The sequence below is a fragment of the Streptomyces sp. 3330 genome, from assembly GCF_031456635.1.
Lineage (GTDB): Bacteria > Actinomycetota > Actinomycetes > Streptomycetales > Streptomycetaceae > Streptomyces.
Genome location: NZ_JAVDVA010000018.1, coordinates 94812 through 109814, shown reverse-complemented (window position 1 = coordinate 109814; position 15003 = coordinate 94812). Strand labels below are relative to the sequence as shown.

General features: G+C 74.0%; 12 protein-coding genes. 3 read left to right on the top strand and 9 right to left on the bottom strand.

Annotated elements, in window-relative coordinates:
• Window positions 1-58: 58 nt before the first annotated feature.
• Complete coding sequence (locus J2X68_RS27445; protein WP_310435336.1) at window positions 59-1210, bottom strand: acyl-CoA dehydrogenase family protein; 1152 nt, start codon at window positions 1208-1210, stop codon at window positions 59-61.
• Between the two features lie 100 nt (window positions 1211-1310).
• Here J2X68_RS27445 and J2X68_RS27440 point away from each other — a divergent pair, with 100 nt between their 5' ends.
• From J2X68_RS27440 to J2X68_RS27430, 3 genes are all read left to right on the top strand, one after another.
• Window positions 1311-1943 (top strand): TetR/AcrR family transcriptional regulator, encoded by a 633-nt coding sequence (locus J2X68_RS27440; protein WP_310435247.1) that lies wholly within the window; start codon window positions 1311-1313, stop codon window positions 1941-1943.
• Between the two features lie 101 nt (window positions 1944-2044).
• Window positions 2045-2869 (top strand): winged helix-turn-helix domain-containing protein, encoded by an 825-nt coding sequence (locus tag J2X68_RS27435; RefSeq protein WP_310435246.1) that lies wholly within the window; start codon window positions 2045-2047, stop codon window positions 2867-2869.
• A gap of 194 nt (window positions 2870-3063) precedes the next feature.
• Window positions 3064-4083 (top strand): DMT family transporter, encoded by a 1020-nt coding sequence (locus tag J2X68_RS27430; protein WP_399040956.1) that lies wholly within the window; start codon window positions 3064-3066, stop codon window positions 4081-4083.
• Window positions 4084-4105: 22 nt separating this feature from the next.
• Here J2X68_RS27430 and J2X68_RS27425 read toward each other — a convergent pair whose 3' ends face one another.
• From J2X68_RS27425 to J2X68_RS27390, 8 genes are all read right to left on the bottom strand, one after another.
• Window positions 4106-5188 carry a Zn-dependent alcohol dehydrogenase gene (locus tag J2X68_RS27425; RefSeq protein ID WP_310435245.1) on the bottom strand — a complete coding sequence of 361 codons (1083 nt, stop codon included), beginning with the start codon at window positions 5186-5188 and terminating at the stop codon, window positions 4106-4108.
• 15 nt (window positions 5189-5203) lie between these two features.
• Window positions 5204-6592 carry an aldehyde dehydrogenase family protein gene (locus tag J2X68_RS27420; RefSeq protein ID WP_310435244.1) on the bottom strand — a complete coding sequence of 463 codons (1389 nt, stop codon included), beginning with the start codon at window positions 6590-6592 and terminating at the stop codon, window positions 5204-5206.
• Between the two features lie 131 nt (window positions 6593-6723).
• Entirely contained in the window at window positions 6724-8061 is a 1338-nt protein-coding gene (locus J2X68_RS27415) for an ABC transporter ATP-binding protein (RefSeq protein WP_310435243.1), read from the bottom strand.
• Window positions 8062-8307: 246 nt separating this feature from the next.
• On the bottom strand, window positions 8308-9024 hold the full coding sequence (locus J2X68_RS27410; protein WP_310435242.1) for a class F sortase: 717 nt from the start codon (window positions 9022-9024) through the stop codon (window positions 8308-8310).
• On the bottom strand, window positions 9011-9787 hold the full coding sequence (locus tag J2X68_RS27405) for a hypothetical protein (protein WP_310435241.1): 777 nt from the start codon (window positions 9785-9787) through the stop codon (window positions 9011-9013). The genes J2X68_RS27410 and J2X68_RS27405 overlap by 14 nt, the downstream gene beginning before the upstream one ends.
• Window positions 9788-9890: 103 nt before the next feature.
• Window positions 9891-11126 carry an MFS transporter gene (locus J2X68_RS27400; RefSeq protein WP_310435334.1) on the bottom strand — a complete coding sequence of 412 codons (1236 nt, stop codon included), beginning with the start codon at window positions 11124-11126 and terminating at the stop codon, window positions 9891-9893.
• Between the two features lie 19 nt (window positions 11127-11145).
• Entirely contained in the window at window positions 11146-12564 is a 1419-nt protein-coding gene (locus J2X68_RS27395) for a citrate:proton symporter (protein ID WP_310435240.1), read from the bottom strand.
• 141 nt (window positions 12565-12705) lie between these two features.
• Window positions 12706-14943 (bottom strand): molybdopterin oxidoreductase family protein, encoded by a 2238-nt coding sequence (locus tag J2X68_RS27390; RefSeq protein WP_310435239.1) that lies wholly within the window; start codon window positions 14941-14943, stop codon window positions 12706-12708.
• Window positions 14944-15003: the final 60 nt, after the last annotated feature.

The window sequence follows — 15003 nt, the reverse complement described above, 5'->3', positions numbered from 1 at the left end:
CGGCGGAGGCGGGCCGCGTCACATCCGCGCACCTACTCAGAGACGTACTCAGGTGGCCTCAGAACGCCGACACCCCCGTCAGCGCCCGCCCGATGAGCAGTTTCTGGATCTGGCTGGTGCCCTCGTAGAGGGTCATCACGCGGGCGTCGCGCAGGAGCTTGCCCGCCGGGTACTCGTCGATGTAGCCGTAGCCGCCGAAGACCTGGAGGGCGTTGTTGGCGGCCCGGACGGCGGCCTCCGAGGCGAAGAGCTTGGCCTTGGAGGACTCGGTGGCGAAGGGCAGGTCCCGGTCGATCAGATCGGCGACCCGCCAGGTCAGCAGCCGGGCCGCGTCCACGTCGACCGCGATGTCGCTGATCAGTTCCTGGACCAGCTGGTGGTGGGCGATGGTTCTGCCGAACTGCTCGCGCTCGCCCGCGTGGCGCACCGCCGCGTCCAGGGCGGCCTGGGCGATGCCGACGCAGCCGGCCGCGACCGACATACGGCCCTTGGCCAGCGCCGACATCGCGACCGAGAAACCCTTGCCCTCGGGCGCCAGCATCGCGGAGGCGGGCACCCGGACGCCTTCCAGGACCAGCTCGGCGGTCGCCTGGCCGCGCAGGCCGAGCTTGCCGTGGATCGCGCGGCGGCTCAGGCCCGGGGTGTCCGTGGGAACGAGGAACGCGGAGACGCCCTTGTGGCCCGGCGCGTCCGTCGAGCGGGCGAAGAGCAGCACCACGTCGGCCCAGGTTCCGTTCGTGATGAACATCTTGGTGCCGTCGATGACGTAGGAGTCGCCGTCGCGGACCGCGCGGGTGGCGAGGCTGCCGGCGTCCGAGCCGGTGCCGGGCTCGGTGAGCCCGAAGCAGCCGACGTACTCGCCGGACGTCAGCCCCGGCAGCCAGCGCCGCTTCTGCTCCTCGCTCCCCCAGGCCGCGACGGTCTTCGCGACCAGTCCGAGGGAGACGGACACGATCCCGCGCACGGACGAGTCCCCGCGGCCCAGCTCCTCCGTGACCAGGCAGTACGCGAGGTGGTCGCCGCCCGAGCCGCCGTACTCCTCGTCGATCGTCAGGCCGAGGAAGCCGACCTCGCCGAGCTTCTTGACCAGGGACCGGTCGACCTCCTCGGCGCGGTCCCAGGCGACGACGTGCGGGGCCACCTCGCGGTCCACGAAGTCCTTGGCGAGCCGCCGGACGGCCTCCTGCTCCTCGTCGAGCGCCAGATTCACCACGAGATCACCCCACAGAGGAAGGCCTTCAGGACCGCTTGACGACGGCCCATTTAATTAGCACTGCTAGTTTTAGCTGTGCAGCCCTACTATGTGCGCCATGGCCCGACCGCGCAAGCCCCTTCTCAGCACCGACCGGATCGTCGAGACCGCACGGACGCTCGTGGACGCGGAGGGCCTGCCGGCCGTCTCCACGCGGCGGCTCGCCGCCGAGCTGGGGGTGAGCGGGCCCTCGCTGTACAACCACTTCCGCACGAAGGACGAGATCCTGGAGGCCGTCGCCGACTCGGTGAGCGCGCAGGTCGACCTGTCGATGTTCGAGGACGGCCGGGGCTGGCGGACCGCGCTGCGCGACTGGGCCGTCTCCTACCGCGCCGCGCTGCGCGACCACCCGAACATCGTCCCGGTGCTGGCCCAGGGACCCGGGCGCCGCCCCGCCGGGCTGCGGCTCGCCGACGCGGTGTACGGCGCGATGGTCCGGGCCGGGTGGCCGCCCGCGCAGGCCACCTCCATCGGCGCGCTGATGCGGTACTTCGTCATGGGCTCGGCGCTCGGCTCGTTCGCCGGCGGCTTCGTCGACGACGTGAGCGCCTACGACCCCGCCGACTACCCGCACCTCGGCCAGGCCCACCTCCTCGCCGAACAGCAGGACAAGATCGACGAGCGGGCCTTCGAGACCGGGCTGACGGCGCTGCTGGACGGGCTCTCCCAGCAGTTCGAGCAGCTGCCCTAGGGCGCGTCCGCGCACGGGCGCCGACGGCACGGAGCAGCCGGGGCGGGACGTCACGGGCCCGGGCCGACACGGTTCGGCGTTCGCCGAAGCGTCCGTCGCGCATGCTGGACGGTGTGAGCATCACGGACACCGGGAACGACAGGGACGTGCGGGCGCCCGGGCTGGCGGCACTCGCCGGGCTCGTCGCCGACGAGACGCGGGCCGCCTGTCTGCTGGCGCTGCTCGACGGGCGGGCGTGGACCGCCGGTGAGCTGGCCCGGCACGCGGGCGTCGCCCCGTCGACGCTGAGCGAGCACCTGGGCAAGCTGGTCGCGGGCGGGCTGCTGACCGAGGAACGGCAGGGGCGGCACCGGTACGTACGGCTCGCCGGCACCCGGGTCGCGCAGCTCGTGGAGGATCTGGCCGGCCAGGTCGCCCCGCGTCCCGCCCACCGGCCGCGCACCCTGCGCGCGGCGAGCGCCGGATCGGCGATGGCTCGCGGCCGGACCTGCTACGACCACCTCGCCGGCCGGCTCGGCATCGCCGTCACCGACGCGCTCACCGCTCGTGGACTGCTGAGTGCGGCGGGCGGGCCCGGGGAGCTCACCGGCGGGGCGCAGGCGGGCCCGGGGGCGGGTGGACCGACGCCGTCGGCGTCCGGGGAACGGGCCACCGGCTTCGTCCTGACCCAGGCCGGGCTGCGGTGGTTCGAGGGCAGCGGCATCCCGCTCGACCGCGCGACCCGGCGGCCGCTCGCCCGCGCCTGCCTCGACTGGACCGAGCGGCGCCCCCATCTGGCGGGTGCGGCGGGCGCGGCCCTGTGCCGGCACGCCCTCGACGCGGGCTGGTGCGTGCGGATCGGCTCCGAGCGGGCCGTGAAGGTGACGGCGGCGGGCGAACGGGCGCTCGGCGAGCTGCTGGGCATCGAGACGGCTGCGCTGCGCTGACCGCACCCACGGACCCCCGCGCCGCAGCAGGACCTCCGACGCGGGCGGCCCCGCCGCTCTCCGGCCTCCTGCCGCTTCGCCCCCCGGCCTCCGGGCCCCTCTCCCCCGCCCCCGTCCCCGGCCGTTCCCCGACCCCGGCCCCTCGTCCGAAATCCGCGAGCTTTCCCACCGCACTTCTTCCTAGCCTGAGGAGCATGATGAACAGCCCCCGGCGTGCCGAACGTCGTACAGAGTTGCTCGCCGCCGGTGCGGCCGCCGTGACCGTCGTGCTGTGGGCCTCGGCCTTCGTGTCGATCCGCAGCGCGGGCGACGCGTACTCGCCGGGGGCGCTGGCCCTCGGGCGGCTGGCCTCCGGGGCGCTGGTGCTGGGGGTCATCTGCGCCGTACGGCGCGCGGGGTGGCCGCCGAGAGGCGCCTGGCGCGGGATCGCCGTGTCGGGCGTGCTGTGGTTCGGCTTCTACATGGTGGTGCTCAACTGGGGTGAGCAGCAGGTGGACGCGGGGACGGCGGCCCTGGTGGTGAACATCGGGCCGATCCTCATCGCCCTGCTCGGCGCACGGCTGCTCGGGGACGCGATGCCGCCGAGGCTGCTGGCGGGGATGGCCGTGTCCTTCGCGGGCGCGGTCGCGGTCGGACTGTCGATGTCGGGCGAGGGCGGCTCGTCGGTCCTCGGGGTGGTGCTGTGTCTGCTCGCCGCCTTCGGCTACGCGGGCGGGGTCGTCGCGCAGAAGCCCGCCCTGGGCCGGGCGACGGCGCTCCAGGTGACGACGTTCGGCTGCGTCATCGGGACGGTGGTGTGTCTGCCGTTCGCGGGGCAACTGGTCCACGAGGCGGCCGACGCGCCGGTCTCCGCCACGCTCAACATGGTCTACCTGGGCGTCTTCCCGACCGCGCTGGCCTTCACCACGTGGGCGTACGCCCTGGCCCGGACGACCGCGAGCCGGATGGGCGCGACCACGTACGCGGTGCCCGCGCTGGTCGTCCTGATGTCGTGGCTGGCGCTGGGCGAGGTGCCGGGGCTGCTCACGCTGGCCGGCGGCGCGCTGTGCCTGGCGGGTGTGGCCGTGTCGCGGTCGCGGCCGCGCACGTCGCGCACGCCGTCGGCACGGGAGGCGGAGGCGGCGCGGGAGGCCGGGGCGGCGGCGCAGGGCGTGGAGGCGGCGCCGGCGGACACGCCGGGACCCGACCGGGGGGTAGGCCCCCGGACGGGCTGAGACGGCCGGCGCGGGGCCGCCGTCAGAACACCACCAGCGCCCGCCCTCCCTTGCCCGCCAGCATGTTGTCGAAGGCCCCCGGGATGTCCTCCAGCGCGATGCGCTCCGTCACCAGGCCGCTGAGGTCGAGACGGCCCGCCCGGACGTGGTCGGCGAGGACCGGGAGGTCCCTCGCCGGGTCGCAGTTGCCGTAGACGCAGCCGGCGAGGGTGCGGCCCCAGTGGAAGATCTCCAGGGCGTTGAAGGTGACCTGCTGGTCCTTGCCGCCGATGCCGACGACCGTGGTGCGGCCGCCGCGCCGGGTCGACTCCCAGGCCGCCCGGATGGTGACCGCGCGGCCCACGCACTCGACGGCCACGTCGACCCCCTGCTTGCCGGTGAGGGCGCGGATCTCGCGGGCGGTCCTCTCGGAGGCGACCACGTACTCGGTGGCGCCGGCCGCCCGCGCCAGCTCCTCCTTCTCCGGGGAGACGTCGACGGCGACGATCGTCGAGGCGCCGGCGATCCGGGCCGCCTGCAGGGTGGCGAGGCCGACCCCGCCGACGCCGAAGACGGCGACCGTCTCGCCGGGGCGGACCCGCGCGGAGTGGTGGATCGCGCCGTAGCCGGTGAGGACGGCGCAGCCGAGGAGGGCCGCGTCGGTGAGCGGGATGCCGTCCGGCAGGGGCAGCACGCAGTCGGCCGGGACGACGGTCTCCTCGGCGAAGGCGGCGACGTTCAGCCCGGGGTGGAGGTCCCTGCCGTCCGTCGTACGGGCGTACACCTCCGACGCCCCGTTGAGGGCGTTGACGCACAGCCACACCTCGCCGAGCGTGCAGGGGTGGCAACGCCCGCAGGACGGGGCCCAGTTGAGGATGACATCGGCGCCGGGCGCCAGGTGTTCCACCCCTTCGCCGACGGCGACGACCGTGCCCGCGCCCTCGTGGCCCAGGACGGTCGGGACCGCCACCCTCATGGTGCCGTCGGACAGGGACAGGTCGGAGTGGCAGACCCCGGCGGCGGCGAGCCGGACGCGGACCCGGCCGGGGCCGGGGTCGGGCAGGTCGATCTCCGTGATCTCCAACGGAGCGCCGATGGCGGGGAGTACGGCGGCGCGGACAGCCATGTTCGGTTGACTCCTCTAGAACTGGAGGGACTTGGTCTGGAGGTACTCGGCGAGGCCGTGGGCGCCGAGCTCACGGCCGACCCCCGACTGCTTGTAGCCGCCGAACGGCGCGAGCGGGTTGAAGCGGCCGCCGTTGATGTCGACCTGGCCGGTGTCCATCCGGCGGGCGAAGGCCACCGCCTCCGCCTCGTCGGCCGCCCAGACGGCGCCCGCGAGCCCGTAGACGGTGCCGTTGGCGATCCGCAGGGCGTCCTCCTCGTCCTCGTAGCGCAGAACGGACAGGACGGGGCCGAAGATCTCCTCCTGGGCGATGGCCATGTCGGGGGTGACCTCGGAGAAGACCGTGGGGCTGACGAAGTAGCCCTGTGCGCGCGGGGACTCGGGACCTCCCGCGACGAGCCGGGCGCCCTCGGCGACGCCCTTGTCGATGTAGCCCCGCACCCGGTCCCGTTGTGCGGCGTTGACGACGGGGCCGATGCGGTCGGCGTACTTGGCGGCCGCCGCGGCGGCGAGCCCGACCGCCTCGTCGTACCGGTCGCGGTGGACGAGCATCCGGGTCCAGGCGCTGCACGTCTGGCCGGAGTTGGACATCACGTTGGCGACGCCGACGTTGACCGCTCTGGCGAGGTCGGCGCTCGGCAGGATGACGTTGGCGGACTTGCCGCCGAGTTCCAGGGCCACCTTCTTGACGGCCGCGCCCGCCGCCGCCGCGATCCGCCGGCCCACGGCCGTGGAGCCGGTGAAGGACACCAGGTCGACGCCGGGGTGCTCGACGAGGGCCTGGCCCGCGACCGGACCGAGGCCGGTCACGAGGTTGAAGACCCCGGCCGGGACGCCCGCCTCGTGGACCGCCTCGGCGAACAGCTGGGCGGTCAGCGGGGTGTCCTCGGCGGGCTTGAGCACCACCGTGCAGCCCGCGGCGAGGGCCGGGGCGACCTTGGCGACGATCTGGTGCAGCGGGTAGTTCCACGGGGTGACGGCGCCGACCACGCCGATCGGCTCGTGGAACACTGTCGAGTTGCCGACCCGCTCCTCGAAGGGGTGGGTCGCGGCCAGCTCGGCGTAGGAGCCCGCCACCGCGATCGGCACCGCCGCGTGGACGGCCCGGGAGAAGGCCAGGGGCGAGCCGAGTTCGGCGGTGACCGTCTCGGCGATCTCGTCCTGGCGGGCCTCAAGGACGTCCCGCAGGGCGGTCAGCCGGGCCGCGCGCCCGGCGGGCGGCGTCGCGGCCCAGCCCGGCAGGGCGGCGCGGGCCGCCCCCACGGCGGCGTCGACGTCGGCGGCGTCGCCCGCCGGGACCCGGGCGATCACCTGCTCGTCCACCGGGTCGACGACCTCGATCACGTCCCGGCCCGCGGCCGGGCGCCAGGCGCCGTCGAGGTAGATGCCGTCATGTGCCTTCATCGCGTTCCCTTCGGCGGGCCTCGTCGTCCGCGACCTAAACTAGCGTTGATAGTTTTCTGGCACCAGAGGCCGAGGGACGAAGGCGGGAGAACGCGGGCGACGCCGGACCGCGGGCGTCTCGGGACGCCTCCTCACTCGTCGAGGTCCGGCAGCCGGTCCGGAGCCGGGCTGATGCGCTCGCCGTGCTGGTCGAAGACGAACAGATGGGCGATGTCGACGAGGAGGGGCACCTGCATCCCGTGCCGGAGGTCGAAGTCGGGGGTGGTGCGCACGACGAGGTCGCCGAGGGGCCGGGCCTCCGGGGGCGCGAGCGGCCGCTCCTGCGCCGGCGGCTCGTCCAGGACCTCGACCGCACCGGAACGCAGGGCGCCCGCGCTCTTCCGCAGCCGCTCCAGGACCCCGCCCTCGCGGCGGCGGCGCCGGGGCGGCCGCCGGACGGGCCGGGGCGCCTCGAGCTCCGGCACGACCGCGAGCCGGGAGCCGGTGTTGAAGTGGACGAGCACCTCGTGCCCCTGGAACTCCACGTGCTCCACCAGACCGGTGATGTGCGTCTCGCCGGGCCGGGCCTCGGCGGGCGTGGCGATGCGGACCGCCTCCGAGCGCAGCCCGACGATCACCTCGCGGCCCTGCTGCACGCGCAGCAGCTTGTGGTCCAGGGAGTGGGGCTCGGGCAGCCGCAGCGCCTGCTTGCCGAGGTTGATCGTCATGGCTCCGTCGAGCGGGGCGCGGACCTGGCCGCGCAGGAGGTTGATGCGCGGGGTGCCGATGAACGCGGCGACGAAGACGTTGCGCGGCAGGGCGTAGACGGACCGCGGGGTGCCGACCTGCTGGAGGACCCCGCCGCGCAGCACGGCGACCCGGTCGCCGAGCGACATGGCCTCGGCCTGGTCGTGCGTGACGTAGAGCGTGGTGACGCCCAGATGCCGGGTCAGCTTGGATATCTCGGCCCGCAGATGGTTGCGGAGCTTGGCGTCGAGGTTGGACAGCGGCTCGTCCATGAGGAAGGCGGACGGGTGCCGGGCGATGGCCCGCCCCATGGCGACGCGCTGGCGCTCGCCGCCGGAGAGCTGCCCGGGGAACCGGTCGAGCAGGTCCTCGATGCCGAGCATCCGGGCGGTGGCGTCCACACGGGGGCCCGGGTCGGCGCCGGGGGCCTCGATGCGCAGCGGGAAGCCGATGTTGTCGCGGCCCGTCATGTTCGGGTAGAGCGCGAAGTTCTGGAAGACCATCGCGATGTCCCGCCCCGAGGGCGCCAGGTCGTTGGCGTACGCGCCGTCGAGCCGTAACTCGCCCTCCGTGATGTGCTCCAGGCCGGCGATCATGCGCAGCACGGTCGACTTGCCGCAGCCCGAGGGGCCCAGCAGGACGAGGAACTCGCCGGGCGCGATGTCCAGCGTCAGCCGGTCCACGACCCGGACGCCTCGGGCGTGGACCTTGCTGACGTCGTGCAACGAGATGGCGCGTGTCATGAGAAGCGTCCCCGGGGACTCGTGTGCCGGGCCGGGCCGGCCGGTGCTCCGCTGTCCGACCTGCCCCGTGCGGGTCGAACGGGGCTTGTGAGTCACGGAAGTTAACGGACAGTGCGCACCCGGGGGAAGAGACTCGCCCGGATCGGACGCCGCCGTCCGACAGGTGAGAAACCGGACTGCCGGATTCAGCGGGCCGTGGCCCCGGGGCCGCGGCCGCCGGCGCGGTCACCGCGACGGGCCGGCGGGTCAGCGGGTCGCCGTCAGATGGGCGAAGACGACGACGTTGCTGGTGTACCCGGTCGCGTGCCGGAAGAGGCCCCCGCAGGTGAGGACGCGCAGCTCGGGGCGGCGGGTCGGGCCGTACACCTCCTTGTCGGGGAAGGTGGCCTTGTCGAAGACGCGCACCCGGTCCACCGTGTAGACGGCGGTGCGGCCGTCGGCCCGCCGGGCCTCGATCCTGGCGCCCCGGGCCACGCGCGCGAGGCCGGCGAAAACCGCCGGGCCGGTCCTGGTGTCGCGGTGGCCCACGGCGATGGCGGTGCCCCGCTCCCCCGGGGTGGGCCCGCCCGCGTACCAGCCGACGAGCTTGGGCCGGTCGAGCGGGGGTGTCCCGAGATGCCGGTCCGGGCCGAGCCGGAGCGGGACGATCGGCGCGTCGATGCCCAGGGAGGGCACGCGCAGGGTGGTCGCCGGGGACCGGGGCAGCGGACGCGGCGGGGGCCCCGGGCTCGCGGACGCCTTCTTCCGCGCCGGGCGGCCCTCCTCGTCGGCGTCGCCCCCGGAGGCCGGGGCGGCCTGCGCCCCGCCGGACGCCACCTCCCCGGCCCGGGCCGTGGCCGGGCCGTCGTGCCCCCCGCACCGGACCCCGACCGTCACCAGGACGACCGCGAGGACGGCCGTCCTGGTGAGGCGGTAGGCGCGGGTCCGGTGCCAGGGCCTGCGTGCGCGCCTACGCGGCACCATGGGTACGCCGGCGGATCAGGCGGAAGTAGGCGACTCCGCCGACGGCGACCAGGCCGACGGCCGCCGCTCCGGCCAGCGGGGTGAAGGCCTGCGAGGTGTCGGCGAGGCCGCCGCCGCCCGCGTGCACGCCGCCCTCCGGGCCGCCCTTCTCGCCGTTCCAGGCGGAGCCGCCCTGCGTGCCGCCTTCCCGGCCGCCGCCCTGCGCGGTGCCTTCCCGGCCGCCGCCCTGCGCGGTGCCGTTCTGGCCGCCGCCGTTCTGGCCGTTCGGACCGCCGACCTCGCGACCGTCGTCCGTGATCGGCCGGTTCGGGCTCCCGTTGCCCTCGCGCTGGCCGTCGGGGCAGTTGATCTTGAAGACCTTCACCTTGGGCGAGGGGACCGGAACGTCGCCGGGGATGGTCCACTCGAGCGTGTACGAGCCCTCGGCCAGCCCCAGGGTGTCGGTGTGGCCGGCGCCCTGGGTCAGGGTGATGGTGCCGGTGACGGTGGCGGTGTCGGGGGCCGGGGGCCGCGCCTTGATGGTGTACCCGACGGACGGCAGTTCGCCGAAGTTGGCGGCGTCGAGGTAGAAGCGGCAGGCCACCGGGTCGTCCTTCGAGACGCCCGGGGGGACCTGCTCGCGGTGGATCCTGATGTCACCGGCCTCCCCGACGGCCACGGCGGACGGTGCCGAGAGGCAGGTGAACCCCGCCGCGGCGAGCACCGTGAGGGCCGTGACGCCGAGGCGGGAGCCGAGGGCGGACGGGAGCGTCGAGCTGGACATGCGCATTCCTCCGAGTCAGGACGATTTTCATACAAATCGTTCTTGCACCTGACTCTCTTTCACATCGACGCCCGCGACTGTGGGAGCGCCGCCCGACGCGCCGTCAGACATCGCTCGACCGGCGCAACCCCGTTCCGGACCGGCGCCCGGGCGCCGCCGTCCGCGCCCCCGCGTCCCCGCGCGAGCGCACCGCAACGCCCGACGACAGCAGCAGGAGCACCCCCAGCATCACGAACGGCGCGGCCACCCCCGCGACCCCGGCCACCAGCCCCGCGGCGGCGGGCGCGGCGACCTGGCCCAGCCGGTTGCCGGTGAGGCGCAGCGCGAGCGCGGTGGAACGGGCGCCGTCGGGCGCGGCCTGGACGACGGTCGTCATGGACAGCGGCTGCCCGACCCCGAGGCAGAAGCCGAGCAGCGCGAGGATCACGCCCAGCCCCCGGACCGGCACCGGCAGCGCGATCCCGGCGCACAGCAGGGCCGCCAGCAGACAGGTCACGGTGAGCAGCAGGGTCCGGCCGACCAGCCGCAGCAGGGGGGTGAGCACGAGCCGGCAGGCGATGGAGGCCGCCGCGCGGACGCTGAGCAGCACGCCGATGACGGACGGCGCGATGCCCCGGTGCTCGCCGACCACCGGCAGATAGGCGGTGAGGATGTCGGTCGCGGACAGCACGGACAGGCTGACGAGGATGCCGGCGGGGACGCCCCGGGCGCGCAGGATGCGGCCGACGGGGACGCGTGCGCCCTGCTCCGTACGGGACTTGGGCGCGGTGTCACGGTGTTCGATGCGCCACAGCGAGGTGAACGCGACCGCGCAGCCGGCACCCGCGACCAGCAGGGCGAGCGCGCTGCCGTCCGCCATGTCGTCGCCGCCGATCAGCGCTCCGGCCGCGATCGGGCCGACGAGCTGGCCGAGGGAGGCGCCGATGGTGAAGTGGCCGAAGTTGCGGTCCTGTTCGTGCGGGGCGGACTGCCGGGCGACGAGCGACTGGGAGCCGATGACGAAGCAGAGATGGCCGAGGCCCATCACCCCGCTCCACAGGGCCATCGTCCAGAGGGAGCCGGCGACTCCGCTCAGCACACAGCCGCCGGAGATGAGCACCACGCCGACGGGCAGCAGCGGCGCGCAGCGGCCGTGGTCGGTGCGGCGGCCGAGCGGCACGGCGGCGAAGAGCGGCAACAGCGCGTACACACCGGCGATGACGCCGATCGCCCGTTCGTCCGCGCCCAGCGCGAGGGCCCGGTAGGAGACGGCGGGCCGGGCCATCGACACCGCCCCCTGCGCGAAGCCGAAGGCGATGACGAGACGGAGCAGCCAGCCGCGGTTCCCGCCGGGCCTCACGAGTTCCTCCATGGTCGGCTCAGACGATCCCGAACAGGATGCCCGCGCCCAGGATCGCCAGGCAGGTCAGGGCGGCCCACTTGACCACGAACCGTGTGTGGTCGCCGAACTCGACCTTCGCCATGCCGACGAGGACGTAGACGGCCGGGACGAGCGGGCTCGACATGTGCAGCGGCTGGCCGACGAGCGAGGCGCGGGCCATCTCCAGCGGCGAGACGCCGTGCGCCGCGCCGGCCTCCGCGAGGACCGGCAGGACGCCGAAGTAGAACCCGTCGTTCGACATGAAGTAGGTGAGCGGAAGGCTCAGGACGCCGGTGACGAGGGCCATGTGCGGGCCCATGCCGGCGGGGATGACGTCCACCATCCAGGTGGCCATGTGGTCGACCATGCCGGTGCCCTGGAGGACGCCGGTGAAGACGGCGGCGGCGAAGACCATGCCGGAGACGTTGAGGACGTTGTCGGCGTGGGCGGCGAGGCGGGCCTTCTGGTCCGGGATGTGCGGGAAGTTGACGCTGAGGGCGAGCGCGGCGCCGATCAGGAACAGCACCGGGATCGGCAGCCACTCCATGATCATGGAGGTGAGCAGCGCGACCGTGAGCAGCGCGTTGAACCAGTAGAGCCGGGGGCGCAGGGTGGCGCGGTGCGGGTCGAGGCCCTGGAAGTCGTCGTCCTCGTCGTCCCGCGCGGCGGCGGCCGCGTCGGCGCCCGAGCCCGAGCCGGAACCGCCCTTGCGGACCGGGGACTTGCCGTCGCCGGAGCCGCCGGCGCCCACCAGGACCGTCTCGGTCTCCTGCTGCTCGACCAGCACCTCGTCCAGCGTCAGCGTGCCCAGCCGGGCGCGCTCGCGGCGGCCGAGGACGTAGGACAGGGCGATGACGAAGAGCAGGCCCACGGCCAGGGCCGGGATCATCGGCACGAAGATGTCGCTGGCGTCGAGCTTCAGCGCGGTGGCGGCACGGGCGGTCGGGCCGCCCCAGGGCAGCGTGTTCATCACGCCGTTGGCCATCGCCGCGACACCGGTCATCACGACCAGGCTCATCTTCAGGCGCTTGTACAGCGGGTACATCGCCGAGACGGTGATCATGAACGTGGTGGAGCCGTCGCCGTCGAGGGAGACGATCGCGGCGAGCAGCGCCGTGCCGACGACGATGCGGAGCGGGTCGGCCTTGCAGAACTTCAGGATGCCCCGCACGATCGGGTCGAAGAGGCCGACATCGATCATCACACCGAAGTAGACGATCGCGAACATGAGCATCGCCGCCGTGGGGGCGAGGCCGGTGACGCCGTCGATGACGTAGTCACCGAGCTCGGCGCCCTTCCCGACGAAGACGCAGAACAGTGCCGGGATCAACACGAGCGCCGCGATCGGCGACATCTTCTTCAGCATGATCAGGACCAGGAAGGTCGCGATCATGGCGAAGCCGAGGATGGTCAACATGAATGGATACCTAACGTTCGCCCTTGAACATCCCACCTGGGGGTCGGCGGTGGGTCGACGTTAGGTCCGTCCGAACAGTGTTAACAAGACGTTGACGTGCGAGCAATAAGCGCAAAACTCCAGGTCACAGCTTTGCTCAGCTCAGCGGGCCGCCGCAGGGGCGACGTCCACGGGCACTCCGTTGAGCACCGCGTTGCCCGACAGCGGGTCCAGCAGGCTGCCGTCGAGGAGCTGGTTGACGTTGACGCCGGGGTCGGTGGCGGCGTGCCGGAGGCGGGTGCCGGGGCGGTCGTGGCCCCAGCCGTGCGGCAGGCTGACCACGCCCCGGCGCACGGCGTCGGTGACCTCGGCCGGTGCGATCACCTCTCCCCCGGCGCCCTTGACGCGTACCGGCGCGCCGTCCCGCACGCCGAGCCGTTCGGCGTCCTCGGGATGGATGTGCAGGGTGCAGCGGTTGGTGCCGCCGGTGAGCGCGGGGACGTTGTGCATCCAGCTGTTGTTGGACCGCAGATGGCGCCGGCCGACCAGGACGAGTGCGTCGGGCCGCCGTTCGAGTCCCTCCCGCAGCCGCGGGAGATCGTCGGCGATCGGCTGCGGCAGCAGCTCGATCCGCCCGCTGCGCGTCTTCAGCGGCTGGGGCAGGCGCGAGCGCAGCGGCCCGAGGTCGATGCCGTGCGGGTGGTCGAGCAGCCGGGCGAGCCCGAGTCCGTCCGGGCGGGCGCCGAAGCCGTCGCCGTAGGGGCCGAGGCGCAGCATCAGGTCGAGCCGCCGCTCGGGACCGGTCTCGCCGGTCAGCTGTGCCGCGAGTTCGCGCGGGTCGCGGCCGTGCACGGGCGAGTGGGGTTCCTTCACCGCCTTGCCGAGGGTCTGGTCGATGACCAGGTCGTCCACGGCGGACGGCTCGGCGCCGTGCATGCCGGTGGCGGCCAGGGTCAGCCGGGCCAGGATCTCGGTCTCGGCCATCCGGCCGGGTTCGAGGGGGACGGCCGGGCGGCTGTAGCGGACCTGGTTGCGCACCGCGAGGGTGTTGAAGGCGAAGTCGTGGTGCGGGCTCTGCGAGGGCGGCGGCGGGGGCAGCACCACGTCGGCGTGCCGGGAGGTCTCGTTCAGGTACGGGTCGACGCTGACCATGAAGTCGAGGGAGCCGAGCGCCTTGTCGAGCCGGTCGCCGTCCGGGGCGGACAGGACGGGGTTGGCGGCCACGACGACGAGCGCGCGGACCGGCTCGCCCTCCTCCGTCGTGGTGTCCATCTCCTCGGCGAGCGCCGACAGCGGGAGTTCCCCCTTGGCCTCCGGATGCCGGCTCACCCGGGAGTGCCAGCGCGCCAGCCGGAAGCCGTGGCCGGGGCCGGCCGGCCGGGGCGTGCGGTCGGTGGCGGCCTGCGGGAAGAGCGCGCCGCCCGGCCGGTCCAGGTTGCCGGTGAGGATGGTGAGGACGTCGACGAGCCAGCTGGCCAGGGTGCCGTAGGGGACCGTGCAGCTGCCGATGCGGCCGTAGACGGCGGCGGTGGGGGCGGCGGCGAGTTCGCGGGCCAGGGTGCGGATGAGCGAGGCGTCCACGTCACACGCGGCGGTGACCGCTTCGGGGGTGAAGTCCGCCACGGCTTCCGCGAGTTGCGCGAGGCCGTCGAGATGCGGGGCCGACGCGCCGGGATCGACGAGGTGTTCCTCGAAGAGCACCTGGGCCATGGCGGCGAGCAGCAGCGCGTCCGTGCCCGGCCGGATGGCGATGTGCCGGTCCGCGAGCTTCGCGGTGCGGGTGCGGCGCGGGTCGATGACGGTGAGGGTTCCGCCGCGGGCCTTGAGCGCCTTGAGCTTGCCGGGGAAGTCGGCGGCGGTGCACAGACTCCCGTTGGACTCCAGGGGGTTGGCGCCGATGAGCAGGAGATGGTCGGTGTGGTCCAGGTCCGGCACGGGGATCGCGTTGGCGTCGCCGTACAGCAGGCCGCTGGAGACGTGCTTGGGCATCTGGTCGACCGTGGAGGCGGTGAAGAGGCTGCGGGTACCGAGGCCGGCGATCAGCACGGGCGGGTAGAGCGCGCCGGCCATGGTGTGCACGTTCGGGTTGCCGAGGACGACTCCGACGGAGTGCGCCCCGTACCGCTCGACGACCGGCCGGATCCCGGCGGCCACGGCGTCGAAGGCCTCCTCCCAGGTGGCCTCGCGCAGCTCGCCGTCCCGGCGCACCAGGGGCGTCCGCAGCCGGTCGGGGTCGCCGTCCACGGCGCCGAAGGAGGCGCCCTTGGGGCAGATGAAGCCCTTGCTGAAGACGTCCTCCCGGTCGCCGCGGGCGCCGGTGACCTTCGTCCCCTCGATGGTGAGCGTCAGCCCGCAGGTGGCCTCGCACAACGGGCAGATTCGCAGGGCGGTGCGGGACACGGGTCCTCCTGGGGGCGGCATTGCCATCTCCCGGCGAGCATACCGAGCGGTATGCCCGAT

Bases quoted from the DNA above. Each gene is read 5' to 3' on its own strand.
- J2X68_RS27405 (WP_310435241.1), bottom strand. From the start codon at position 9,787: ATGTCCAGCTCGACGCTCCCGTCCGCCCTCGGCTCCCGCCTCGGCGTC.
- J2X68_RS27425 (WP_310435245.1), bottom strand. From the start codon at position 5,188: ATGGCTGTCCGCGCCGCCGTACTCCCCGCCATCGGCGCTCCGTTGGAG.
- J2X68_RS27440 (WP_310435247.1), top strand. From the start codon at position 1,311: ATGGCCCGACCGCGCAAGCCCCTTCTCAGCACCGACCGGATCGTCGAG.
- J2X68_RS27420 (WP_310435244.1), bottom strand. From the start codon at position 6,592: ATGAAGGCACATGACGGCATCTACCTCGACGGCGCCTGGCGCCCGGCC.
- J2X68_RS27435 (WP_310435246.1), top strand. From the start codon at position 2,045: ATGCTGGACGGTGTGAGCATCACGGACACCGGGAACGACAGGGACGTG.
- J2X68_RS27410 (WP_310435242.1), bottom strand. From the start codon at position 9,024: ATGGTGCCGCGTAGGCGCGCACGCAGGCCCTGGCACCGGACCCGCGCC.
- J2X68_RS27415 (WP_310435243.1), bottom strand. From the start codon at position 8,061: ATGACACGCGCCATCTCGTTGCACGACGTCAGCAAGGTCCACGCCCGA.
- J2X68_RS27395 (WP_310435240.1), bottom strand. From the start codon at position 12,564: ATGTTGACCATCCTCGGCTTCGCCATGATCGCGACCTTCCTGGTCCTG.
- J2X68_RS27430 (WP_399040956.1), top strand. From the start codon at position 3,064: ATGATGAACAGCCCCCGGCGTGCCGAACGTCGTACAGAGTTGCTCGCC.